The following is a 23,300-nucleotide window of genomic DNA, read 5'->3' as shown; positions in this document are numbered from 1 at the left end:
GATCCCGCGACGCCGGCAACCGCCAATCCGTCCCGCAAATATGGAATCATGCGAACGCGCCATCGGCGCGTTCATTTCACTTCGACGAAGGATGCCAGCCGTGCTCGACATTTCCGCCATCACCGATGCCCTCACCCCGAACGGCGAACCGGTGCAATACCGCGTGCCGCCCGAGAAGCTGATTGCCGGCGACCCGCTGCAGACGCTCACCCCAGGCTTCACGAGCCCGTGCGGGCGCTTCTCGACCGGCATCTGGGAAAGCACGCCCGGCTGCTGGCGGGTTGCGTACACCGAAGCCGAATACTGCGAGATCCTGGAAGGCACGTCGGTGATCACCGACGAGGAGGGCAACGCGAAAACCCTTCGCGCCGGCCATCGCTTCGTGATTCCGCCGGGCTTTCGCGGCACGTGGGAAGTCGTCGAACGCACACGGAAAATCTTCGTCGCCTACGACGAACAGCCGCCCGAATGAGCGACAGCCGCGCGCCAAGCATGCAACATCGCGCCCCAATTTGCCACGCACATCCACGTCAATGACATGGAATTGACACACGCGGCCGGTAATTTCCGCTCGTCTCGTCCCGTGTGTCGCCATGCTTGCCCTGCTTCTCGCCGCCTTCTACGAAACCGCCCGCCAGGGAAGCGTGACCGCGGCCGCGAAGCGCCTCGACGTGAGCCAGCCGACGATCACGTCGCGCATCCAGCAGCTCGAGCGCCATTACGGCGTCGAACTGTTCCATCGCCGCGGCAACCGTCTCGATCTCAGTGACGCAGGCGCGTCGCTGATGCCGATGATCGGCCAGATGCTGCAGATGGAGAACGATATCGATTTCGCGCTGCGCAACGAGCGCGAACTGCATACCGGCAACCTGCGTGTCGGCACCACCGGCCCGTTCTACATCCTGCCCGCGATCGCCGCGTTCCGGCGCCAGTATCCGGCCGTGAAGATCAGTATCGAGATCGGCAACTCGCAGCAGGTGCTCGACGCGCTCGTCGATTTTCGCTGCGATGTTGCCGTGTCGTCGCAGCGCGACGACGATCCGCGTTTCGTGCGGCATACGATCGCGAACGATCCGCTCGTACTGGTCGTACACCGTTCGCATCGGCTCGCCGCGCGCGAGTCGGTCGCGCTCGCCGCACTGGCCGGCGAGACGCTGCTGCTGCGCGAAGCCGGCTCGCGCACGCGCGCGCTGATGGAGCACGTGCTGAAGCACGCGGGCATCGGGCTGCCCGCGAACGCGATCGAGCTCGGCAGCCGCGAAGCGATCCGCGAAGCCGTGCGGCACGACATGGGCTGCACGCTGATGCCGCGCGGCGAGGTCGGCGCGCATCCGGAACTGCGCGCGGTCGCGTTCGTCGACGATCTGCCGCCGATGCACGAATACCTGTACTACCTCGACGCGCGTGCGGGCACGCGGCTGATTACCGCGTTCATGGCCAACGTCGAACGCCACGACGAAAGCACGCAGGCCTGCGCGTGACAACGCGCGTGCTCACACCGTTTCGAACAGCTCCACGATCTGCCAACCACGTGCCGTCGCCAGCGCGCGCAGCCGCTCGTCCGGATTGGTTGCGACCGCATCGGTGACGCGCTCGAGCAGCGGGATGTCGTTGTGCGAATCGCTGTAGAACCAGCTGCGCTCGAAGTCGGACCACGCGAGCCCGAGTGACGCGAGCCACGCGTCGGTACGCACGATCTTCCCTTCCCGATAGCTCGGCACGCCGGTCGGCCGCCCCGTATAGCGTGAATCGGGGCGCCCGTCGACGGTTTCGAGCTCGCACGCGATCAGCGCATCGATGCCGAACGCGCGCGCGATCGGCCGCGTGATGAACGCATTCGTCGCGGTGACGACGCAGCACAGGTCGCCGCGCGCGCGATGATGACGCACGAGCTCGAGCGCGACGGGCGAGATCGCGGGCCGCACGACGTCGGCCATGAAGCACGCGTGCCAGTGCGCGAGACGTTCCCGCGAATAGCGGGCGAGCGGCGCGAGCATGTTGCACAGGTGCGCATGGATGTCGAGCGTGCCGGCCGCGTAACCGGCCGAGAACGCGGCGTCGATGCGGGCGAATTCAACCGCGTCGATGAGGCCATGATCGACCATGAAACGGCCCCAGGCCTGGTCGCTGTCGAACGGAATGAGGGTGAAGTCGAGATCGAAAAGCGCGAGTTGCGTCATCGAATGAAGCGTCGTGTGAGCGGGAATGAATGAAAAACGCGCGGCCCCGTCGAATCGAGGCCGCGCACAAAAAGCCGCCGGCGCGGGTCGGCGCGCCGGCGGCAACCGGTGATGCGACGCCGGCCGCGCGGCCGGCGCCCGTCAGCTGGACACGCCCATCGCCGGATCGCTGATGCTGTCCTTGCCGGTCTCGACGCGGCCCGCGAAGCGGCGCACAAGGCCGTTCTCGGCCGTCAGCGTGAAGTCGTACCAGCCGCTTGACGCGGCGAGCGTCCAGTACGGCTCGACCTGCATCCCGGCCGGCACCGCGTAACTCCACGGGCCGTCGGTGCGATACGCGTTCGACGTGACCGTGACCTGGCTCGCCGCGTTGCCGACGTTCATGATCGTCAGGTACACGGCGTCGTTCGCCGGGTCGTAGCATACGCGGATCTCTGGCACGGGCCCGCTCGCGGCCTTCGCGACGTTACCCTGGAATTCGCGCAGGAAGCCGTTCGGCCCGAGTACCCACAGATCGTAGTTGCCCGCATCGTCGGCCACCGCGCGCCACGAATCCGACAACTGCTTGCCCGCCTCGACCGTATAGCGGCGCGGCGCGCGATCGAGATGCAACTTGTCGTACACGTGGAACACCGCACCGGCCGTGCCGGTATTGCTGAACGTGAGCCACACCAGCCCGCCCGATGCATCGGCGCTCGCGCTCGTGTGCAGCTCGTACGGCAGCGCGCGCGACGGACGCGTGCCGGCCGGCTGCGTCGGCATCTGCTGCGAACCGACCGACGGCACCGGCACCGCGCCCTGCAGGCTTTGCTGCACGTGCTGCGCATCGGCCGCGGCCTTGGTCGGCGCCGGGAACGACGTCGTCGGGTTGCCGTTCGGGTTCTTGAAGTTGAAGGCCGACGTCAGGTCGCCGCACACCGCGCGACGCCACGGGCTGATGTTCGGCTCCTGCACGCCGAAGCGCTGCTCGATGAAGCGCAGCACCGACGTATGGTCGAACACCTCGGAGTTGACCCAGCCGCCCGTGCTCCACGGCGACACGACGAACATCGGCACGCGCGGGCCCGGCCCGTACGGGCGGCCGTCCGGCGCGAGCGGCGACGAATCGCCGGGCGGGTTCGGCACGGTGAAGTACTCGTACTGCGTGGATACGGTCGACTTGCCCGCGTACGTGCCGTCCGCGTTGCGCGACGGCGCGTTCGGCGGCGGCATGTGATCGAAGAAACCGTCGTTCTCGTCATAGTTCACGATGAGCACGGTCTTGCTCCACACGTCCGGGTTCGCGGTCAACGTGTCGAGCAGGCGCTGCAGGTAGTACGCGCCCTGCCCAGGCGTCGACGCGCCCGGGTGCTCGCAGTACGCGGTGGGCGACACGATCCAGCTCACCTGCGGCATCCGGTTCGCCGCGATGTCGTCGGCGAGCGACTGCAGGAAGCCGCCGTCGGGCATCGTGTTGCCGATCCCCTTGTACAGCGGCGACAGTGCTTCCATCGCCGGCGTATAGGGCGCGTTCGGCGAGCCCGGCACCGTCTCGTTGACCTTGCGGAACGTCGCGAAGCCCGCGAGCGGGTTGTCGGTGTAGTTGTCCGGCATGTTCTGGTAGACCTTCCAGCTCACGCCGGCCGCCTGCAGGCGCTCCGGGTAGGTCGTCCACGTCAGGCCCGTCTTCGACGAACCGAGGCCGTCCCAGCCGTCGTTGTTCACGACGGCCACGTTCGACGATGCCGTCGGGCCGTTGGTGCCGGTCCACAGGAAGATCCGGTTCGAGTTGGTGCCGCCGTGCAGCGAGCAGTGATACGCATCGCACAGCGTGAACGCGTTCGCCAGCGCGAAGTGGAACGGCAGGTCGGACTGCCGCAGGTAGCCCATCGACGCGTCGCCCTTCGACGCGGGCCACGCGGTCATCCGGCCGTTGTCCCACGCCGAGTGCGAATCGGTCCACGAGTGCGCGCCGCCGACGAGCAGCGCGTTGCCCTTCGTGCTGTCGAGGTAGAACGGCAGCACCGGGCGCTTGCCGTCGCTCTGCTGCCACACGGGCGTGCCGCCCGGCTGCGGAATCGTCAGGCGGTCGCCGAAGCCGCGCACGCCAGGCATCGTGCCGAAGTAATGGTCGAACGAGCGGTTTTCCTGCATGAAGATCACGACGTGCTGCACGTCGTTGATCGTGCCGGTCTGGTTGTTGGCCGGAATCGCGAGCGCGCGCCGGATGGCCGGAGGGAACATCGAGAAGGCCGTGCCGGCGGCGGCGGCACGGAGAAACGAACGGCGGTCGATGGAAGTCATGGTCGAGAAGGAAGGTCGTCCCGGAAAGGCGCGCGCGTCACGGCGCGCAGCGCAGCTGCGAGTTCAGCAACGGCGACGGCAGCGCCGCCGTGCCCGACGCGGGGCACGGGCCGGCGCCCGGCGCCACGACGATCGGCACGGGCGCGCTCGCGCCGCCCGCGCCTGCCGGCGCGGCGTTCGCCTTCGCGGCGCTCGCGGCCGTGCCGCCCGAATCGTCGCCGCCGCAACCGGCGACCAGCGCGCTCAGCACGCAGGCGGCGAGCGCGATGCGCACGCGGCGCAGGTTCGTCATGTTCATGTCGGCACTCCGTCAGTGAAGGATCGTCGACAGCGGCTTGCCCGAGCCCGCGACCGACTGCAGTTCGGTTTCGGTCACCACGCGGTTCCACATCGCGACGTCGGAGAAGCTCTCCACGTTCGGCTTGACCGTCGTGCACGCGTTGACCGTGTAGCCGCCGCTGTAGTGGCTCGCCGGGTAACCGCACGCGAGCATGTGGTACTGGCCCGTGCCGTCCTCGTTCACGCCGAACGTCTTCGTGCCGAGGCCCGGCAGCGCGGCCGCCGATACCGTGAGCGGCGTGCTCTGCTTCTGTTCGCCGAGCACCGGGTCGAACGTGTAGGCCGTCATCGTCTTGCCGACCGTGTCGATCACGAATGCCGCATACACCCACTGGTTCGCGCTCACGCTCATCGTCTTCAGGTCGTCGCGGGTCGTGCCGTCGCCCGCGTTGTACTGGATGTTGCAGGTGCCCGACGGCGCGCCCGATGCCTGCGGGAACAGCCCGATCGCGAGGCCCGCGTTCTTGCCGCTCTGCCAGTTCTTGTTCGCGAACACCGGCGTGCCGAAGCCGACCACGTCGGTACACGGCGTCTTCAGCCACATGCCGATCGTGAACTGCGCCTGCGTCGCGATATCGGCGTTCTGCACGAGCTTGTAGCCGTCGTAGCCGTTCGTGTCGACGGTCTGCGTCGTCACCTGCAGCGCCTGCCCGCCGAACGGATCGGTGGTCAGCGAACCGCCGTTCGCCGCGGCCGGGAACGGGCCCATCGTGCTCGCGTTCAGCGCATCGACGGCCGGCAGCGCACCGAACGGATAGTACGACGCAAGACCGTTCTTCAGCGTCGTCGCGAGCGGCGGCGGCGGGGGCGGCGGCGGCACGTACGCGATCCGCGCGATGTTGCCGAGCGGCGCACCGCCCGCCGTCACCACGTAGTCAAAGCTGTAGGTGCCGGCCGCGGTCAGGCCGAGATTGCTGTCGGTATAGCTCGTCGTGCCGGCCGGCAGCGTCGCGATCTGCTGGCCCGCGCGGTACACCGCGATCGCGCCGCTCGCGGGCGCCGCCCACGTCAGCACGACGCTGTGCCCGCCGGCACTCGCCGCGCCGGCGAGCTGCGACACCGGTTGCGTGCCGATCAGTTCGCCGCCGTCCATTTCATACGCGGACGGCGCGGGCAACGCGCCGAGCTGTGCAAGCACGGTCGGCGCGATATCGGCGATGCTGGCGCGCGTGTGCAGGTCGGCCAGCGACGCCGGCTGCGCGGCGCTGCCCAGCCGCCCGTTGTCGGCCTGGTTCATCGCGATGAAGGTCGTCGATTCGGACAGCAGCGGCAGGCTGTCGCTGCCGCCCGCCGCGTTCAGGCCATGGCCGCCGGTGACGACCACCAGCCAGTTCTCCTTGTTGCGCTTCGCGGTTTCGGCCACGAGCGCACCGACGGCCGCGTCGAGTTGCTGCAGCGTGTTCGCGTACGCCGACGCGCCGAGGCCGTAGTTCAGCGCCGCATCCTGCGCCGAGTGGTACTGCGCGACGACGAGCGAGTAGCCCTGCTGGATCATCGTGGCGCCTTGTTGCGTGACGCAGCTGTCGACCGCCGCGCAGTTCGCGAGCGTGTCGAGGTTGCCCGCGTTGCGCCCGGCGGTGAGCAGCGACGCGAGCGCCGGCGACCCGACGGCCGCGCCGAGCAGGCCCGCGTTCGCGGTCTTCAGCGTGTCGAAGGTGGTGGGCGCCTGCAGCGCCTGGTTCGGTGCATCGGACAGCACCTGGTGACGGTTGCCCCACGCGCCGGTGAGCAGCGTGGCCCAGCTCGGCGTGTCGAGGTTCGGTTGCTGCGACAGCAGGCCGTTGACGCCGCCGCTGTAGGCGGGCGCGGCGTGCAGCTTCGCGAGGTTCGGCAGCGTGCCGGCCGCGATACCGGCCGTCAGCGCCGCATAGGTGACGCCGTCGAGCTCGATCACGAGCGCGCGGTTCGCGACCTGCTGGCCCGGCGGGTTGCCGCCGTTGCCCTTGCCGTTATCGGTGCCGCCGGACCCGCCGGCCGCGTTCGTCGACGCGCCTGCCGCGCCGCCCGAGCCATCCATGTTGCCGCCGCACGCGCCGAGCGCGCCGACCAAGGTCAGCCCGCACAGCAGCCGCGCGAGAGTGGTCTTCCTCATGTTTCCCCCTGACTGGACTATCCGGACACGCCCGGAGATCTGCCCGGATTCTGCTCAGGGGATGCGATGCACGTATTTCGTTTTGCAGAAGCGTGCCGATACAGGTATCAGGTTTTTTGGGGAGGGCCGGCCAGGTGGCACGACTGGCCCTCCCGTGGAAACGTTACCGTCGGCCGTCGAGCGCTCCGAGGATTCCGTACGCGGCCTTCACGCGGTCCTCGTTCGGATAGCTGCGGTTCGCGAGCATCACGATCGCGATCCGCTTCGACGGGACGAACGCGACATAGGTACTGAAGCCGTTGGTCGAGCCCGTCTTGTTGATCCACGTATCCGCGCTCGGCGCGAGCGGCGGCTTGATCGCGGCGGCCGGTAACCCGTCGCGCAGCATCTTCATCGAGTTGCCTTCGAGCAGCGTCGGCAGCGCGACCGGATACGGATACTGTTCCCAGATCAGGTCCTGCGTCAGCGGCCCCGAGCGGAAATAGCCGGTGTGCGTGCGTTCGAGCGCGCGCTGCAGGCGCGGCGCGGTTTCGATCAGCCCCATGTTCGCCTGCACGAAGCGCAGCAGGTCAGCCGCCGTGGTCCGCACGCCGTAGGCCGGCTGCCACAGCATGCCGCCCGTCATCCGCATCGGCTTGCCGTCCTGCGTATAGCCCTGTGCGTAGTCGGCCTTGCGTGCTTCCGGCACGTTGATGTACGTGTGCGTCATGCCGAGCGCGGGAAAGAGCCGCTGCTCCATCAGCGCCGAGAAATCCTTGTGCATCGCCTTCGCGGTGAGCCAGCCGAGCATGCCGACCGACACGTTCGAATACGTACGGTACGTACCCGGCGCATGCGCGGGCCGCCACGCGTCGAGATAGCGGATCAGGCCCGCGTCGTCGCGGATGCTGTCCGGCACCTGCACCGGCATGCCGCCGGACGTGTGCGTGCCGAGATCGCGCAGCGTCACGACGCCGAACGGCTTGCCCTGCAGCGCGGGCAGGTACTTGCCCACCGGGTCGGCCAGCGACAGTTCGCCGCCCTCCTGCGCGTCGGCCGCGAGTGTCGCGGTCAGCGTCTTGCTGACGGAGCCGATTTCGAACAGCGTGTCGCCGGTGACGGGCTTGCCGGTTTGCGTCGACATCACGCCGTAGTCGAACACGTAGGGCTTGCCGTCGGCGACGATGCCGATCGCCATCCCGGGAATCGCGTACTGCTTCATCAGCGGCGCGATGTGGCGGGTCACGGTGTCGTGGAGGTCCTCCTGCGTGGCGGCAGCCGCGCGGCCGGCCGTGGCGGTGGCGCACACGGCGACGAACAGGGTCGCGGCGAAGCGTGTCGCGTTGAATCGCATGGTTGCGGTTCCTTTTATTTCTGATGGTTGCGTGGACAACGGATCCGGCCGCGCCATGCGCAAATCGCGGCGGCCGGTCTGCCGAAGCAGGACTATCTCGTGTCAGCCGGCCGCCAACAATCGACGATATGTTGCGCGAGCCTAAAGAAAAACTTATGGGATACGCGAAGCCTTTCCTTGCCCCGATGCCATTCCAGGAACGCTCGCCGGTTTGCCGGAAAAAACCGTCGGTTTTAACGGTATTCAATCCGGCGGCCGAATCGCACCGCACCGAAAATCGCTGAAAAAGAGATAAGTCTTGTCAGATCCGCATACGCGGGCGCGCGGCACGATTGATTCACCCGCACGGATCGCAGTAGACTCGCGGAAGCAAAAAATAAGAGCCATCCTGAGAGAAACAATGAATCGCCATTCGCTGATCGCCCGCTCCCGCGTCATTGGCTGCCGCCCGGTCGCGTGATTTTCACGCATCGACCGCCCCGCAGCGAAACCACGCAACGCCGCCGCGCCCCGCTCGCGCGCCCGTTCGCCGCTTCGCCCGCCAGCCGAAAGAACCGCCAGGGTCCCGCGCGTACCGCCCGCGCACGCCCTGCCTGACCGGAGAGGGACCCCGTGACCGAAACCGTGGCCGCGTCCGCCTATCGGCCGCGCGATGTCGTCAATGCGCCCGACATCAAGGCAGCCATCGCACGCCGCAGCACCGAGCGCGGCGATCCGGCCGACATCCGCGCGTGGCTCGGCAACCATTTTTTCCGCTGGGTCGTCGGCGCGTTCGAGCAGGCGCGGCCGCTCGATTCGTTGGCCGACTACCGCGCACTCGCCGGCGCCGACCGGCCCGCGCCCGACTGGCTCGTGCGCCGGTTCCGCCCGCAACCGGCATCCGGCGCAGCGGCCGATCCGGTGCCGCTGCCGGCCGTCGAGCCGGCGCCGCTCTACTTCATCGATCCCGACCACATGCTGCTGACCGACCGCGAGCGCGTGCTGGTCGAATTCCTGCGCTCGCGCGCCGGCACGCGGCTCGCGCAGAAGCTGCAGCGCATCACGTGCGCGATGGCGCTCGACATGTGGGAGCGCGAGCACCAGCGGATGCAGGCGCGCCGCGACAAGGGCTGGGTGCCGAGCAGCGGCCTCGCGCTGCGCGAGGTGCTGCGCACGCCGAACGGGATCGTGTTCGAATTCGCGGGCGATCACGCAGCGCTGCGCGAGGAACTCGCCTACGAGTCGTACTACATGCAGCATTGCCTCGGCCAGTTCGCCGATCGCCGCCGGCTGCGCGGCGGCTACGGCGAACAGTATGCGCAAGCCGCGCAGGAAGGACGACTGCGCCTGTTCACGCTGCGCGGCGCGGGCAACCAGCCGCACGTGACGATCAGCCTGCAGGTGACCGGCAACGGCCTGCGCATCGACCAGATCAAGGGCAAGCAGAACCGCCATCCGGTGCGCCGCTACGCCGACGACGTCCGCCAGTTCCTGCGTGCGCTCGGGCCGCGCGGCGAACGCCATCCCGATTGCGAAGGCATGGGGCTCGTGTTCGAGCCGGAGACGACCGGCGCGGCCGTCGGCGAATGGACGTTCGTCACCGACGTGCGCTCGCCCGACCATCTGCTGAGCGTGATGAGCGAGAACTTCCACCTGATCGAGCATTTCCCGCAACCGCCCGCCGTGCTGCAATGGCTGCTGCTGCGCAACGCGCCCTATGCGCTCGGCCAGCTCAGGCAGATCGACCCGGCCGTCGCGGCGGCCGCGCGGCACGCGTTGCCGGCCGATGCGCTGCCGGCCGCGCGCGACCCGGACGCGCCGCCGGCTGATACGACAGCCTTTGCGATCGAAGGCATCCCGATCGATCCCGCGCTGTGCGCGGCGCTGGTGTTTCCCGCGACGGCGGACGGAAGCGCGTCATGCTGAAACTGCTGATCGGCACGGCCGCACTATGGCTCGTGTGGTACCTGTGGCGTTCATTCCGTGTCGCCGCGCGGATGGTGCGGGAAGTCGACGCCGACCAGGCCGCGGGCACCGACACCGCGGTGCCAGTCCGGCAGACCGCCGCGGTCTCGCACGCGCGCACGCGCGCCGACCAGGCGCCGCCGAACCGCCGCCGCTGGTCGCTCGCACTCGCCGACATCCTGCTGATCCGCAACGGGCTGCGCTGCGATTGCGACGACCTCGTGTACGCGCTGCCCGACGCGCAGCGCGACAAGCTCGCCGCCCAGTTGCGGCGCGAACTCGACTTGCCGGCCGACCTGCCCGAGTGGCAGATCGTGCAGCGCGTGCCGTCGATCCTCGCCAGCTGGATACGCGGCGTCGGCCGCTCGCACGAAGGCTTCTACGAACAGCTCGCGGCTGAAGGCCGCGTGCGCGACGCGCTGGCGTTCGATTGCGCGCGCACCGCGTTCCTCGTGCGCTGCATCGCGCTGCTCGGCTGGGCGTCCGAACAGCACGCGTGGGTCGTGCTGCTGCTCAATGCCCAGCGCGCGCAGGACAGCTTCGACAGCTGGGAAGACTTCGGGCTCGCGTATGCGCGCGCACGCCAGCACTGGCTGCGCGGCAGCGGCCAGGACGGCCCCGCGTCGTCGCGCGCCACGCAGGAAGTGCGCGAGCACCTGCGCAATCCGTCCGGAAACTGGCTTTCGCTGCCGTGGAAGCGCTATCGCATCTTCGATCCCCAACCCGTTTCGTCATGACCGCCGACACCGACATGTCCTCCGTTCCCGCCGACCTGATTCCGCCCGCGAAGTCCCGATGGTTCATCTGCGACGTCGACACGCTGCTGCGCGCGGGCGATTTTGCCGCGCTCGACACGCAGCTCGACGCCGCGCTCGCGGCCAGCTTCACCGACCGCACGGCCGAAGCGCTGTACGTCGACGCACTGCCGGCCGACGTGCAGCCGTGCATCGAAGCCGGCGCCGAAGGCCTCGCGCGCCTGCACGCATGGCAGGCCGCGAACCCGCGCTCCGCCCATGCGTGGCTGTGTGAAGCGCATTACTGGCATCACTGGGCCTACGAATATCGTGGCGGCGGCTGGGCCGAGACGGTGACCGAAGCCGGCTGGATCTGCGCACATGCGTGCGCGACGCTGACGATCGTCGCCGCGCTGCGCGCACTGGTGCTTGCGCCGACGATGTGGAGCGCGCCGAAGGTGATCTTCACGAGCGTGTCGTCGTTCGGCGAGCCCGAGTGGCTCACGCAGCTCGTGCGCGAGCGCCGCTGGCCCGTCACCGAACTGCGCCTGGCCACCGGTACCGAAGACGAAGCCACGCGCGCCGAACTGCAGCGCATGCTCGCGCGCTCGGGATTGAATCCCGACGTGCCGGTCGCCTGCCCGGCCGAATTTCCCGACGCGCTGCCCGGCCCCGTCCAGGGCAAGAAGCTGCGCAAGGAAAAGTGGTACTGGATGGAGGCAACGCTGCACATTCACCCGCGCCAGTATTTCTCGATGCGCACGTTCATCTGGTACATGCAGCCGCGCTGGGGCGGCTCGCACGACCACGTCCGTGCGTTCGTCGCGTCCGACGCGTGCGCGCACCTCGACGCGGTCGAGAAGGACCGGCTGCTGCACGAGATCTGGCGCGACGACTACGCCGGCAATACGCTGGATCCGGATGACGACGACGACGATGCACGCCGCGCGATGGCCGCGACGCTCGCCCGCGCGCAAGCCGCGCTGCATCCGTATCACCGCTGGGAAACGCTGCACTGGCTCGCGTACAGCCATTTCAAGCGCAACGAGTACGAACAGGCCTACGCGCGGCTTCAGGAAGCCGAACGCAACGAGCCGATCGACGATAACCGCGCAATGGCGATGGGTTTGCGGCTGATGCTCGGCCTTGATCCGCATGGCGACTGGCTGACCGGCGCGATCGAACGCGCATCGGACGCACGCGCCTGCACGTCGGCAATGATCCTGCGCGGCTATGCGCATCGCACCGGCACGTTCGGTTTCGCACAGGACGACGCGCGCGGCGATGCATGGCTGGAAGCCGCACGCGTGAACGAGCCCGGCTCGCTCGCATGGAACCAGCTCGCCACCGCGATGGAGTATGAAAACCGGCGCCCGGCCGATGCCGTCGCAATCTGCCAGCTCGGCTACGAGGCGGGCGGCGATTCATGCGATTACCTGCTCGGCTGCTTCCACAGGGAAGGCATGCATGTCGAGGCCGACCCGTACCGCGCCGCCCACTACTTCCGCGAGTCGATGGAGGCCGGCGGCAACATGGCCGCGTATCGGCTGGGATACACGTACCACCACATCGGGCAGACCAGCACGGATCGGGCCGAACGCGCGCGCATGCAGGTCGAGGCCGTCGAGGCCGCGCGCAAGGCGCACCAGATGGGGCATACGGACGGTCTCGAGTGCATGCTGATGTTCATCGGCGACATCGAAGATCATGCGTCGCGCCATCGCTATGTCGACGAACTGCGCCAACATGCCGAAGCCGGCCATCCCGCCGCGATGGCCTCGCTGTCGTTCGTCCTGGCCGACATCAACGACAAGTCGCTTTACGACTATCGCGAAAGCGTGCGCTGGATCATGGGTGCGCAGGCCGTCGCGCCGGACGACGACTACGTGCGCACCATCACGCGCGTCAGCCACGAGGACGGCATGCTCGGGAAGCTGCGCTACAAGCTGCAGCGCAAGCAGATCAAGGCGCACGAGATTCCCGGCGCCGACAACGCGATGGTGTGAGCAGGGCCGACGCACGTGCCCGCTCGCCGGCGGGCCGTACGTGCATCACCCTGGAAGCCGGTCGAGGAACGCCAGCATCGCCGCGTTGAACCGCGCGGGCCGCTGCAGCGGCGCGAAATGGCTCACGCCGGGCAGGATCGTCAGCGTCGCATCGGGAATCGTGCGCGCCAGGTACGCCGCATGCTCGGGCCGGATGAATTCGTCGTGCTCGCCGAGCACGATCGTGACCGGCACGGCGATCGCCGCGAGATCCCGCGCGCTGTAATCCGGTTGCGTGCGCATCATTTCGCTGACCGCCGCGACGAAGGCATCGAACTGGTCCGGCGTCACGGACAGTGCTGCGTAGTCCTTGCGATGCCGCGCGAAGCAGCGGTCGAGCAGCGGGCCCGGCACGAACTCCTTCGTCCCGCCCGGATCCATGTTGCACGCGAAGAAGAACACACCGGCTGCACGTTCCGGCGCGCGATCGGCCAGCACGAGCGCGATGCACGCGCCGTCGCTCCAGCCGACGAAGCGCGCACGATCGACGTGCAGCGCGTCGAGGACCGCGAGCACGTCCGACGCCATGCGTTCGTAGGAATAGGGTTGGTCGTCGCGCGTGCTGCGGCCGTGGCCGCGGCTGTCGATCACGATCGCGCGGTAGCCGGCCGCGAGCAGCGCCGGCACCTGGTTGCCCCAGTTGCCGCCATGCCCGAGGCCGCCGTGCAGCAGCACGACCGCCGGGCCGCGGCCGAACGACGCGTGCCAGATGCGCGCGCCGTCGTGTTCCAGCCATCCTTGCTCATCGGCCGCCGGCAGCGGCGTGCCGCCTTGCGCGTCGAAGCGGGCGAGGTCGTCGTCGTCGAGTTCCGCATTCATCGTTCAGCCGTCCTGTCGAGGGAGACGCGCTTGCGATTGTAATGCGTGCGGCAATCTCGGCCGTAACGGGTCAGGCCTGCGTCGACACCAGCCCGCCCGCCTTCGAGCCGCCCGATTTCTCGAGCGCGGCCGCGAGTTGCGAGATCGCGGTCGAAAGCGCGCCCGAGATCGCACTGGCTTCCGCGCTCAGCGACTGCTGCTCGATCGCCGCCGCCGGGTCGTCCTTCGCGCGCTGGGCCGCACTGGCCATCTGCTGCTGCAGTGCCGCGAGTTGCTTCTGCAGCCGGTCGATCAGCGCCTTCAGTTGGCTGACCGCCGGGCTGTCCGACGACGCGCCCGATGCGCCGAGCGTTTCGCCAGTGGCGCCGGTCGAATCCTTCGTGCCCTTTGTGCCGGTCGCGTCAGTCGTGCTGGTCGTGCCATTGGTGCTCGTGGCATTCGTCGCGTCGCCGGTCGACGACGTCGCGGCGGGCTTGGTTGCGGTCGCACTGCTGTCGGCCAGCGGGGATAGCGTGGTCGTGGAGAAGTCGATCTGCATGATGTCGGTCCGTGTATTGGAATGGGTCGTGACGGAGTAAAAAAGGCCTTCCAGATTGTTTACGGCATTCGTCACACGAAACTTGAGTATCGGGGACGGACTGATTTAACCGAAGATCGCCGGGTTTTAGCAGCGAAAGGGCCAGATTGGCGGCACCGCGGCGCTGGTAAAATTGCGGCTTCGCCAGCGGGATTCGCGCGCGCCGGCCGCCTCCGGGCGCGAGCGCGCAACGCCGCCGGCCTCGACTCCCGCCCTTCCGGGCGCGGCACGCAACCCGTGCCGGCGCCGCGGTCGCGGCTGCGCGGGTCGTCTTTTCCGTCCACCTGCGTTTGCCGCTCGCCGATTCGAGCCGCGAACGCCGTGCGGCACGCGCTCACTTCATCACGCATTCGAGGAACACACGATGGCCCGCATCGGCGCCTTCTGCATCACGACGTGGCTCGCCGCCGCGATTCTCTACTTCGGCCAGCACTCCGTCGCGATGATCGTATTGAGCGGTGTCGTCGTATTCGGCGGGTTCGACCTGCTGCGTCCATAAGCACTGGCGAATCACGGCAAACCGGCCAGCCGGCATGAAACGAACGCCGCGTGCTTTCACCCGGCGCTTCACCGGCTCGCTCCCGCTTGCGCGGCATCACGTGGCACACGCCACCGTCAGCACGCGCCGAACGTCGGCACCGCCGGATCGACCGCCAGCGCGCGCTCGTTGAACACGACCGGCACGCCGCCGAGCCCCAGCCGGCAGTTCGGGCGATCGAGCCGCCACCCGTCGACGCGCAGCGCGACACGCGACACCGGCGCGCCGCTCGCATGCGGCAAGTCGATCGTGATCTGCCGCTTCCCGCCGGGTAAGAGATTCAGGTAGTTGTCGCTGTAGAACGCGGGCAGCACGCGCGCGCCGGTCGACGGATCGAACACCTGCAGGTGCGTCATCAGCGCGACGGTGGCGCCGATGTTGGCGACGTCGACCGTGATGCGCGTTGTCACGTCGTCGGCCTCGGCCGGCGATGCGCGGATCGCGACGGCTGCGCCCGGCATCGTGTCGAGCGACGTGTACGCGTTGTCGCCCCCGTCGCGTTGCCGCCAGTAGACGTTCTCCGCAAGCGTATTGCCGCCCGAATCGGTCAGCGCAAGCGCGACGATGCACACGTCCGACTTCGCGGCAGCCAGCGCCGACGCGAGGTTCGCCACCACGCGATACGACGCCTTCGAGACGCCGCCGACATCCGCGGTGGCCCGGCTGTTCAGCGTGCCGTCGAGGTTGTACACGCGCATCTCGACGCGGCCGGTGACGGCTGCCCCCGTGTGATTCGCGATCGTCACGTCGGCGGTATTCGCATCGAGAATCGCATTGACGCGGCGGCACCCGTGCTGCACCGCGAAGAACGACGCATGCTCCTCGAGATCGTGGCTGTACATCTGCCACACGAAGCTCGGCTGCGCGGGGTTCGTCATCCACATGATCACGCCGGTGGCCGGCGACGTGATCTTCCCGGCTACCGGGCCGATCATCACGGCCGCGTTCGCCTCGTAGATCGAGCGGATGCATTCGTAGTTCATCATCTGCGCCTTGCGCACGAAATCCGCGAGATTCCGGATCGCGCCGTAGCGCAGCGCCGTCATCGCGATATAGCCGGCGCCGCCCTGCTTGCCGACCGCCGGGTAGTACGCGCCGTTGCCGTTCATGTCGCGGTCGGCCCAGAAATCGTCGGGGCATTCGTACGAGCCGGGCGGCAGCATCGATTCGACGAATTCGAGCGTCGGGATCGAATGCGAGCCGACTTCGTTGTGAAACGCGACCGGCGTCGTGCCGTAGCCGCGGCTGAACGCGGCCTGCGGCGATGCCCAGTTGTACGGGCCGCCGGACGAATAGCCGTTCACCGCGCCTGCACCCGTATCGCCGGCCGAACTCGTGAGGCACAGGCGTTGCGGGTCCAGCTCGGCGACGAGCGCGTCGAGCCCCTTGACGAGTGCCGGCGGCGGCGACCCTTCGTTGCCGCCGCACCAGAGCAGGATCGACGGACGATGGCGGTTGCGTGCGATCACGTCGCGGATGTCGTCGAGATCGCGCGGCACGTTGGCCGGGCCCGACCCGTCTCCTTCGGTCGAGAAGAAGAAGTCCTGCCAGACGAGGATCCCGTAGCGGTCGCATGCGTCGAAGAAATCGTCGCTCGTGCTCTGCCCGTTCCAGTTGCGGATCAGGTTGAGATTCGCGTCGCGATGGAGCCGCACCTGGTTGAACAGCCGTGCACGCGGAATACGCTTCAGCGCTTCGTCGAGCCCCCAGTTGCCGCCCATCACGAGGATCGGCAGGCCGTTGACGGTGATGCTCAACTGCTGGCCCATGCCGATGTCGCGCGCATATTCGATGCGACGCAGGCCGACGTTCAGCGTGCGTTCGTCCGAGCGCCTGCGCGCCACCTCGACACCGACCGTCACCGCGTAGAGATTCGGCTCGCCATACCCGTTCGGCCACCACAGACGCGGCTGCCTGATCGACAGCGCCGCGATATCCGACGACGTGAGCGACACCTTCGTCGTCGTGCTCGATGCTGGAATCCGGATGTCGTGGCGGAACGGCGCACCGTTGCCGATGGTGCCGACGACGGTCGCGACGAGATCCGCGCCGGAGCCGTTGTCCAGTTCGAGATCGAGCCGCAACTCGGCGCGCGATAGGTCGGTGGACAGCGTGTGCGCGACATTGATTGACGCGATACGCACCGCGCCGGTCGTGAACCACGTCACCGGCTGCCAGATGCCGAGTTCGCGATCGGGAATCGTCGGCAGCCAGTCCCAGCCCGCCGAGCAGAAGAACGTCGGCCCGTTCTTCAGCGTGACGCCGGTCGGCCCGCCGTTGCGTCCGCCGCGCGTGACGCCGCTCTTGTAGCTCGGCAGCAGCGGCCCTTCCGAGAAATCCAGCCTGACGACGCGCACCGCGAGACTGGCCGCGCCGCCCGCCTGCGGCACGAGCCGTGAGATGTCGAACGCGCCCTGCTTGAACGCGCCCTCCAGCCGGCCGACGAGCGCGCCGTTCAGCCAGACCTCGGCGCAGTAATTGACGCCGCCGAAACGCAGCCACAGCCGCTGCCCCGGCTGCCTTGCCGGCGCCGCGAAGGTCGTCCGGTACCAGTAGTCGGTGTCCTTCAGCGTATCGGGAACGGTGTCGGTGACGATGCGGCCGTAGAACGGATCGGGATACTTGCCGTTGACGATCATGCTGTTCAGCACGGTGCCGGGCACCGTCGCCGGCGCCATGCCCGTCACGCCGGCCGCACCCGACAGTTGCGCCCCGCCGGCGCCCGACAGGCTGCTCGCTGGTGCGAACGTCCAGTTCGCGGCGAGTTCCTGCGCGGCCAGCAGGCTGTGCTCGGGGTCGCTCGGCACGCCCGGCACGGTGGGCGTGACCGTTGCGGGGCCGTCTGCGCCCGGCGTGCCGGCGGCGCCCGAAACAGGATCGATATCGCCATTGCAGCCGGCAAGCCAGCCCGTGCCGACGAATGCGGCGCTGTAAGACAGGAATTTCCGGCGCGCTTTCGATTTCATCTTGTCGTTCTCCCGGATGACGTCGTCTCGACGGGCGCGCAGGGAGCCCCCAGTGCGCGCCCGCTTGCGTTTATCGCGCGCCGGCCTGGCGCATGCGCATCGCGGCTGACGACCCGCCGGCCGTCATCTGCGTGTAGTCCGCGTTCGGCCCGGACGGCGGCGTCAGGTTGTCGGCGGCCGCCCATTGCGTCGGCGTCGCGGACAGCGCGTAGTTCATCATGCCGCCATTGGCGATCTTGCCCAGCGGCAGCCATGAACCCGCGTAGTCCGCACCGTTGACCTTCAGCGCCTTGACATACGCAAACGACGGGCGCCCCGAGCTATCCATCGCGACCTGCTTGTCGCTTTCGAGCCGCAGCGTCTTGCCGTTGCCGAACCAGACGGTGATCCCGCTGAACTGCGGCGTGGACAGCGCGAGCCCTGCCTCCGACGGAATGACCGGGAACATGCCGAGCGCCGCCCACACGTACCAGCTCGACGTCGCGCCCATGTCGTCGTTGCCCGGCAGCCCGTCGCGGCCGGTCGTGAACGACTTCGACATGATGATCGGGAGAACGTACTGCGCGCCGCTCGGTTGCCCCGCCCAGTTGTACCCCCACGGCGACTGGAACGACGGTTCGTTGCCGATGTACAGGTTGTTCGACGATTCGCCGCCGTTCAGGTCGCTGGAGTCCGGCACGGTCGAGAACGGCGTCGTGATCGCGAACAGGTTGTTCAGCCGCGTGACGGCCGCCTGCTTGCCGCCGGCCGCGTCGATCAGCGCGCTCCAGTCCTGCGCGAAGGTCCAGAAGTAGTTCGGTTCCGTCGATTCGTGGAACGAACCCTGCACGAGCGTGCCCAGCGTGCCGGGCGCCGAGCCGGCCGGCGGCGCGTTGCGGGCGGCAATCACCTTGTTCGTGTAGTCGAAGATGTTGCGCCACCACCCGGCGCGCGTGTACAGCGTGCCGATGTTGTCGGCCGTCACGCCGACCGACGGCGCGTTCAGCACGCTGGCGGGCAGCGCCTGCAGGAACGCGGCTGCGGAACGGTCGCTCAGCACGCGCTCGATGGTCGCCGACGACGAGTGACCGTCGTCGCTCTGCGACAGGTAGTGGGCCGTCAGGAAGTTGGCGAGCCCTGCCGCGCTCGTGCGGTCGTTGCACGCGCTGGACGGATCGAACACGGACTGCTTCGTCAGGCGGGCAGCCGACACCAGGTCGAAATCGGTCGCGCCGAACTTGTACGCGCCGGCAATCACGTTCAGCGCGTTGTCACCCGCCATCGGCGTCGAGTCGTCGCTGCCGTCGACCCAATGCGGGAACGCGCCGCACTGCAACGCGTCGACGACGAGCGACTGCATCATGTCGCTCGATTCCTTCGGTGCGAGCAGCGCCAGCAACTGCGCCTGCGACCGGTAGGTATCCCACAACGAGAAGCCCGTGTAGTGGTTGCCCGCGCCGCCCTGCGATCCGTCGGCGCGCCGGAACGCATAGTCGCCGACCTTGGCCGTCGCGCGCGACGGAATGGTGCCGGTCTGGTCGACCGACTTCGGATAGCTGCCATCCGCGTTCCTCGGCTGGCGCATGCTGCGGAATTCGCCGTTCGTGTCGCTGTACAGCGTCGGCGTGCCGAACACGCGATAGAGCGCGGTATAGAACTTCGTGAGATTTGCCTTCTGCGTCGCGTCCAGCGATGCGGGCGTTGCAGCCTGGTCGATCTGGATCGTGTTGAGCCGGTCGTTCCACAGGCCGGACGCGTTCTTGCGTGCGTCGTCGAACGCGACCTTCTCGCCTTCGGCCTTCAGGTTGGCCTGCGCATTCTGGACGCTGACGGACGAGACCCCGACTTTCACGGTGACGGTCCGGTCTGAGTCGGTCAGGTCGAACTGCAGCGTCGCCGCGCCGTTGCTGGCGGTATTCACCGCCGATGTGCCCGCCTGCTTGCGCAGCGGCTTGTCGAAGGTCGCGTAGAAATACACGGGCGCATTCCACACCGTACCGTACGGCGTGCAGAACGCGGGCGCCACCGCCTGCCCGCTCATCGACTTGCCGTCGCTCGCGAGCGCCAGCGCGACGTTGTTCGCGGTGACCTTCGTGGCACCCGAATCGCTGTTGCCGTTCAGCTTCGCGTCGATCGAGAAGAAGCCCTTGTCCTTGTTCGTATAGGTAAAGCGCGCGATGCCGGCGCGCGCGGTCGCGCTCAACTCCGTCACGATGCCGTTCGCGAGACGGACCTTGTAGTATCCGGGCTCTGCCGTTTCATCCGCGTAGCTGTACCCGATGCCGATCGGCCGGCCGCCCGATGCGACGGCCGTCGCCGCATCGGTCGGCAGCATCGCGACCGTGCCCTGCCCAGGGCACCCGACACCGCTCAGGTGCGTCACGCTGAAGAAGTCGATCGTGCCGCCGGACCCGCCCGACGACAAGTAGCCGCCCGAGCCGTTGAAGTTGTAGCGCGGCGTGTTCGGCCCGAAATTCACCATGCCGAACGGCACCATCGCGCCCGGGCTCACGTTACCCGCGTAGCCGGAATCCGAGTTGACCTGCGTGCCGATGAGTGGATTGACGAACTGGGTCAACGCCATGTTGATGCGCTTCGGCGGAGCCGGTTGATCCGGCTGGGACGGTTGCGACGGCCCAGAGGTCGGCGGCACGGTCGACGGCGTGTCTCCCGCGCCGTTGCTGGCCGTCTTCACACCGTTCACGTCGTCACCGCCACATGCGGCCAGTGCCGCGCAAGTCAGCGCGGCAACGAGCAAGAGTCGTGGATTTTTCATTTTTTCGATTAGTACCGTTAATTAAAACGATTGATCCGGCGCCGACGATCATCCGGCACGCCGCCTCGCTTGCGGCCTTGCGCGGCAGCGCGGCGTGACGTCGACTGGTCCCCCAAGCGACGTCACACCGGTTTCCACATGCGAATACCCGGCGACGATCGTTGCTGCCGCAACCGTCGCCTCCACCGCCCTGTCTCCTGGAACGTCACACACAGGCTTCCCAGGGGCTTACAGTGCCGCAACGACTGTTTATTCACTACAGGAAGTTTCCCGAATTTTCAGTTTGTTTAACTAAACAATCCGGAGTTAAGTGGCTTTTGGTACAAATTCCGCCATTTGTTGCGTTGCAATGGCGGCGCACAGGGGGGGGGCATTGACGGGCGCCCGGCGAATCCGGGCGCCGCATGAACTTGCGGAACTGAACGAACGGTTGCCGTGCGCGTCAGCGCGGCAACGTCCGCAACGAAGAAGGCCCGCCCGTCAGCGCAATCCGCTTGCCCGTATCGCGCAGCTTGCCGCCTTCCACCGCATAGAGCGCGAGCTGCCGCTCGACGTTGAACTGCACGATCACGTGCCGGCTGTCGGCGGTGAACACGATGCCTTGCGCGGCTTCGCCGCCGGGCAACTCGCTCACCTTCACGGCCTGCCCGTTGCGGATCTCGAACAGCAGCACCTTGCCGATCTTGTGGCGGCCCGGATTGTCGGCCGTCAGGTTCGAGCCGTCCATCGCCTGCACGGCGATCCACTTGCCGTTCGGCGAGATCGCGACGCCTTCCGGCAGCGACGGCACCGTCAGGTACTGGACCGTGCGGAACGGCACGCGCGACACGTCGATCAGCGCGACGGTATCGGCATCGCCCGCAAGGGTGCCCGTATAGCCCGGCAGCCCCGCGAGACCGACGTTGCTGACGACGGCCCAGCGGTTGTCGCTCGACACGTCGATCGTGTAAGGCGCGACGCCGGTGCTCAGGCGCGACCCGCTGTCGGTCACCTTGCCGTCATCGACGTTCAGCACCGCGATGCCCTGCTCGTCGCGCAGCGATACGAGCGCATGCTTGCCGTCGTGCGTGAAGCTGATCCCGGCCAGCCGCTTCTTGCCGATCTTCAGGCTGCCGTCGAGCGTCACCTGCGTGCCGTCGATGCGCAGGATCGACACGCTGCCGTCGACGTTCGCGACCAGCGCGAGCTTGCCCGAGCGGTCGATCGCGATCCCTTGCGGATGCGTGCCGAGCTCGATGCGCGTGATCGCGGGCGGCGCGGCGTCGAGACTCACGACCTGCAGGAACGTGTCGAACACGAGCTGCTTCGCGGCCGTGTCGTAGCGCGTCGGCGCGCCGACGAGCGCGAGCTTCGCGTCGGGCGTGATCGCGACGGCCTGCGGCGGGCCCTGGATGCCGTTCTCGACGTCGACCTGCAGCGCGACCTTCGGCGGGAACGTGCTGGCGTCGAGCAGCGTCAGCGTGTCGGCGGGCGGCGAAGCCAGATAGGTGTCGCGGCCTTCGACGCGCTGGTACTTGCCGTCGTTGCCGGACACGATCCAGTCGGCGGCGTGCGCGGCAACGGCCGTCGTGGCGAGGGTCAGCGCGGCGAGCAGGCGCACGCTGCGCGGGCGAAAAGGATTCGAATGCATGGCGGTCGGTTCTCCGGATCGGTTGCGGACGCAATGAATGGCTCGACCCTGCTGCTCGACGGGTCGATGCCATCGCATGATGCCCGAAAGCCGGCGAATCCGGCGTCTCGCACCCGGTGCGTTTCCGTCAATCCGCCCGTCGCGCGCCGGACCACGACCACTCGCCGACCTCGTCCAGCGGATACACGGGCCGTGCAAGCCGCTCGTAGCGGAACAACCCGTAGTCCGAACCCGTCACGCCGCGACTGTCGCACTCGACCAGCGCGGCCGCGATCGGTACGAACACCGGCCGGCAATACATCCGCGACTTCAGCAGCAGAAAGCGCGCGCGGCGCGGATCGACGCCGACGCTCTCGAACACGCCGAGATCCCACGGCTCCTGCGTACGCTCGGTGATGACGAGCGTGGCCGCGCCGATGTCGAGCACGGCCGTGCGGCCCATGTACGCACGCTGGCCCGTGTAAGTCGGCCCCGTGATCACGTATTCGCCATCGGTGAGCGCCCGCACGATGCCGGTCGCGCGAAACGGCTCTCGCCGCACGCCGCCGTGCGACGGCAGGCGGTTGCCGACCGGTACCGTCACGGTCGCGCCGACACCCGCGTCGATCAATGCCGCAACGGCCTGCGGGTCGCACAACGGCCCGCTGACGATGCCATCGAGGCCTTGCGCGAGCGCGGCCTCGAGCAGATCCATCGTGTCGCACGGGCCGCCCGACATGCAGTTGTCGCCGTGATCGAGCATCAGCACCGGGTGATCCGCGCCGCGCGCGAGCGCCGCGGCCTGCGCAACCGATTCCGCGAGCGGCGCGCTGCGGTAGACGAAATCGTCGCGCTCATCCCAGATCTGCCGCGCGATACGCTCGGCCACCGCGTCAGCCGCGCCCCGGTCGCCATCGGCCACCACGACCACGCTGATGCATGGCGCGGGAATGTCCGCGAGCGAGAAGCCGGGCAGCACCGATACCGCGAGCATCCCGTCGGCCTCGGCCGCGCGCGCGGCCTCCACCGCGCGTTGCATCGCGCCTTCCGCGCTCGCGCTGCGCAGCGTCGACGCCATCAGCGGCA

Annotated in this window: 17 protein-coding genes; 6 read left to right on the top strand and 11 right to left on the bottom strand. The window is 68.1% G+C overall.

Going from position 1 to position 23,300, the window contains the following annotated elements:
• Positions 1–91: 91 nt before the first annotated feature.
• Both G3O06_RS04070 and G3O06_RS04065 read left to right on the top strand, forming a co-directional pair.
• Complete coding sequence (locus G3O06_RS04070; RefSeq protein ID WP_205815101.1) at positions 92–472, top strand: cupin domain-containing protein; 381 nt, start codon at positions 92–94, stop codon at positions 470–472.
• Positions 473–593: 121 nt separating this feature from the next.
• Positions 594–1,481, top strand: coding sequence for a LysR substrate-binding domain-containing protein (locus G3O06_RS04065; RefSeq protein WP_205815100.1), 888 nt, complete (start codon positions 594–596; stop codon positions 1,479–1,481).
• A gap of 12 nt (positions 1,482–1,493) precedes the next feature.
• Here the strand turns inward: G3O06_RS04065 and G3O06_RS04060 are convergent, their stop codons facing one another.
• The 5 genes from G3O06_RS04060 to ampC all read right to left on the bottom strand — a co-directional run bounded on the left by G3O06_RS04060 (position 1,494) and on the right by ampC (position 8,227).
• Positions 1,494–2,180: an HAD family hydrolase gene (locus G3O06_RS04060; protein ID WP_205815099.1), complete on the bottom strand. Its 687-nt coding sequence runs from the start codon at positions 2,178–2,180 to the stop codon at positions 1,494–1,496.
• A gap of 141 nt (positions 2,181–2,321) precedes the next feature.
• Positions 2,322–4,463: a phospholipase C, phosphocholine-specific gene (locus tag G3O06_RS04055; RefSeq protein ID WP_205815098.1), complete on the bottom strand. Its 2,142-nt coding sequence runs from the start codon at positions 4,461–4,463 to the stop codon at positions 2,322–2,324.
• 37 nt (positions 4,464–4,500) lie between these two features.
• A complete protein-coding gene (locus G3O06_RS04050; protein ID WP_205815097.1) occupies positions 4,501–4,761 on the bottom strand; it encodes a hypothetical protein in 261 nt (86 codons plus the stop codon).
• Between the two features lie 12 nt (positions 4,762–4,773).
• Entirely contained in the window at positions 4,774–6,894 is a 2,121-nt protein-coding gene (locus G3O06_RS04045; protein ID WP_205815096.1) for a hypothetical protein, read from the bottom strand.
• Between the two features lie 163 nt (positions 6,895–7,057).
• On the bottom strand, positions 7,058–8,227 hold the full coding sequence (gene ampC, locus G3O06_RS04040) for a class C beta-lactamase (RefSeq protein WP_205815095.1): 1,170 nt from the start codon (positions 8,225–8,227) through the stop codon (positions 7,058–7,060).
• A gap of 612 nt (positions 8,228–8,839) precedes the next feature.
• Between ampC and G3O06_RS04035 the strand changes: the two genes are divergently transcribed.
• From G3O06_RS04035 to G3O06_RS04025, 3 genes are read left to right on the top strand one after another with little or no spacing between them, the layout of a single operon-like run.
• Positions 8,840–10,132 carry a hypothetical protein gene (locus tag G3O06_RS04035; RefSeq protein ID WP_205815094.1) on the top strand — a complete coding sequence of 431 codons (1,293 nt, stop codon included), beginning with the start codon at positions 8,840–8,842 and terminating at the stop codon, positions 10,130–10,132.
• Positions 10,126–10,908 (top strand): DUF1266 domain-containing protein, encoded by a 783-nt coding sequence (locus tag G3O06_RS04030; RefSeq protein ID WP_205815093.1) that lies wholly within the window; start codon positions 10,126–10,128, stop codon positions 10,906–10,908. Before G3O06_RS04035 ends, G3O06_RS04030 begins: the two co-directional genes overlap by 7 nt.
• Before the next feature lie 14 nt (positions 10,909–10,922).
• Positions 10,923–12,911, top strand: coding sequence for a DUF4034 domain-containing protein (locus G3O06_RS04025; protein ID WP_241019506.1), 1,989 nt, complete (start codon positions 10,923–10,925; stop codon positions 12,909–12,911).
• 45 nt (positions 12,912–12,956) lie between these two features.
• Here G3O06_RS04025 and G3O06_RS04020 read toward each other — a convergent pair whose 3' ends face one another.
• Both G3O06_RS04020 and G3O06_RS04015 read right to left on the bottom strand, forming a co-directional pair.
• Entirely contained in the window at positions 12,957–13,769 is an 813-nt protein-coding gene (locus G3O06_RS04020; protein ID WP_205815091.1) for an alpha/beta hydrolase, read from the bottom strand.
• Between the two features lie 70 nt (positions 13,770–13,839).
• Positions 13,840–14,307, bottom strand: coding sequence for a hypothetical protein (locus tag G3O06_RS04015; RefSeq protein WP_174972328.1), 468 nt, complete (start codon positions 14,305–14,307; stop codon positions 13,840–13,842).
• A gap of 403 nt (positions 14,308–14,710) precedes the next feature.
• Between G3O06_RS04015 and G3O06_RS49615 the strand changes: the two genes are divergently transcribed.
• Entirely contained in the window at positions 14,711–14,845 is a 135-nt protein-coding gene (locus G3O06_RS49615; RefSeq protein WP_006767081.1) for a hypothetical protein, read from the top strand.
• A gap of 116 nt (positions 14,846–14,961) precedes the next feature.
• On the opposite strand, the gene G3O06_RS04010 is transcribed toward G3O06_RS49615, so the two are convergent.
• The 4 genes from G3O06_RS04010 to G3O06_RS03995 all read right to left on the bottom strand — a co-directional run.
• Positions 14,962–17,850 (bottom strand): sugar-binding domain-containing protein, encoded by a 2,889-nt coding sequence (locus G3O06_RS04010; protein ID WP_205815090.1) that lies wholly within the window; start codon positions 17,848–17,850, stop codon positions 14,962–14,964.
• A gap of 70 nt (positions 17,851–17,920) precedes the next feature.
• Entirely contained in the window at positions 17,921–20,605 is a 2,685-nt protein-coding gene (locus G3O06_RS04005) for a glycoside hydrolase domain-containing protein (RefSeq protein WP_241019505.1), read from the bottom strand.
• 442 nt (positions 20,606–21,047) lie between these two features.
• Positions 21,048–22,235 carry a beta-propeller fold lactonase family protein gene (locus tag G3O06_RS04000; protein ID WP_205815089.1) on the bottom strand — a complete coding sequence of 396 codons (1,188 nt, stop codon included), beginning with the start codon at positions 22,233–22,235 and terminating at the stop codon, positions 21,048–21,050.
• A gap of 127 nt (positions 22,236–22,362) precedes the next feature.
• The coding region (locus G3O06_RS03995) for an MlrC C-terminal domain-containing protein (protein WP_205815088.1) at positions 22,363–23,300 on the bottom strand (938 nt) is incomplete at its 5' end.

The organism is Burkholderia sp. Ac-20345 (genome assembly GCF_017104825.1).
Classification (GTDB): Bacteria; Pseudomonadota; Gammaproteobacteria; order Burkholderiales; family Burkholderiaceae; genus Burkholderia; species Burkholderia lata_B.
Note: the sequence above shows the minus strand (reverse complement) of the source record. Positions and strands in the feature narration are given on the sequence as shown.

What these genes read in the sequence shown, in the direction of transcription:
- G3O06_RS04070 (WP_205815101.1), top strand. Translation starts at nt 92, where the DNA reads ATGCCAGCCGTGCTCGACATTTCCGCCATCACCGATGCCCTCACCCCG.
- G3O06_RS04065 (WP_205815100.1), top strand. Translation starts at nt 594, where the DNA reads ATGCTTGCCCTGCTTCTCGCCGCCTTCTACGAAACCGCCCGCCAGGGA.
- G3O06_RS04060 (WP_205815099.1), bottom strand. Translation starts at nt 2,180, where the DNA reads ATGACGCAACTCGCGCTTTTCGATCTCGACTTCACCCTCATTCCGTTC.
- G3O06_RS04055 (WP_205815098.1), bottom strand. Translation starts at nt 4,463, where the DNA reads ATGACTTCCATCGACCGCCGTTCGTTTCTCCGTGCCGCCGCCGCCGGC.
- G3O06_RS04050 (WP_205815097.1), bottom strand. Translation starts at nt 4,761, where the DNA reads ATGAACATGACGAACCTGCGCCGCGTGCGCATCGCGCTCGCCGCCTGC.
- G3O06_RS04045 (WP_205815096.1), bottom strand. Translation starts at nt 6,894, where the DNA reads ATGAGGAAGACCACTCTCGCGCGGCTGCTGTGCGGGCTGACCTTGGTC.
- ampC (WP_205815095.1), bottom strand. Translation starts at nt 8,227, where the DNA reads ATGCGATTCAACGCGACACGCTTCGCCGCGACCCTGTTCGTCGCCGTG.
- G3O06_RS04030 (WP_205815093.1), top strand. Translation starts at nt 10,126, where the DNA reads ATGCTGAAACTGCTGATCGGCACGGCCGCACTATGGCTCGTGTGGTAC.
- G3O06_RS04025 (WP_241019506.1), top strand. Translation starts at nt 10,923, where the DNA reads ATGTCCTCCGTTCCCGCCGACCTGATTCCGCCCGCGAAGTCCCGATGG.
- G3O06_RS04020 (WP_205815091.1), bottom strand. Translation starts at nt 13,769, where the DNA reads ATGAATGCGGAACTCGACGACGACGACCTCGCCCGCTTCGACGCGCAA.
- G3O06_RS04015 (WP_174972328.1), bottom strand. Translation starts at nt 14,307, where the DNA reads ATGCAGATCGACTTCTCCACGACCACGCTATCCCCGCTGGCCGACAGC.
- G3O06_RS49615 (WP_006767081.1), top strand. Translation starts at nt 14,711, where the DNA reads ATGGCCCGCATCGGCGCCTTCTGCATCACGACGTGGCTCGCCGCCGCG.
- G3O06_RS04010 (WP_205815090.1), bottom strand. Translation starts at nt 17,850, where the DNA reads ATGAAATCGAAAGCGCGCCGGAAATTCCTGTCTTACAGCGCCGCATTC.
- G3O06_RS04005 (WP_241019505.1), bottom strand. Translation starts at nt 20,605, where the DNA reads ATGAAAAATCCACGACTCTTGCTCGTTGCCGCGCTGACTTGCGCGGCA.
- G3O06_RS04000 (WP_205815089.1), bottom strand. Translation starts at nt 22,235, where the DNA reads ATGCATTCGAATCCTTTTCGCCCGCGCAGCGTGCGCCTGCTCGCCGCG.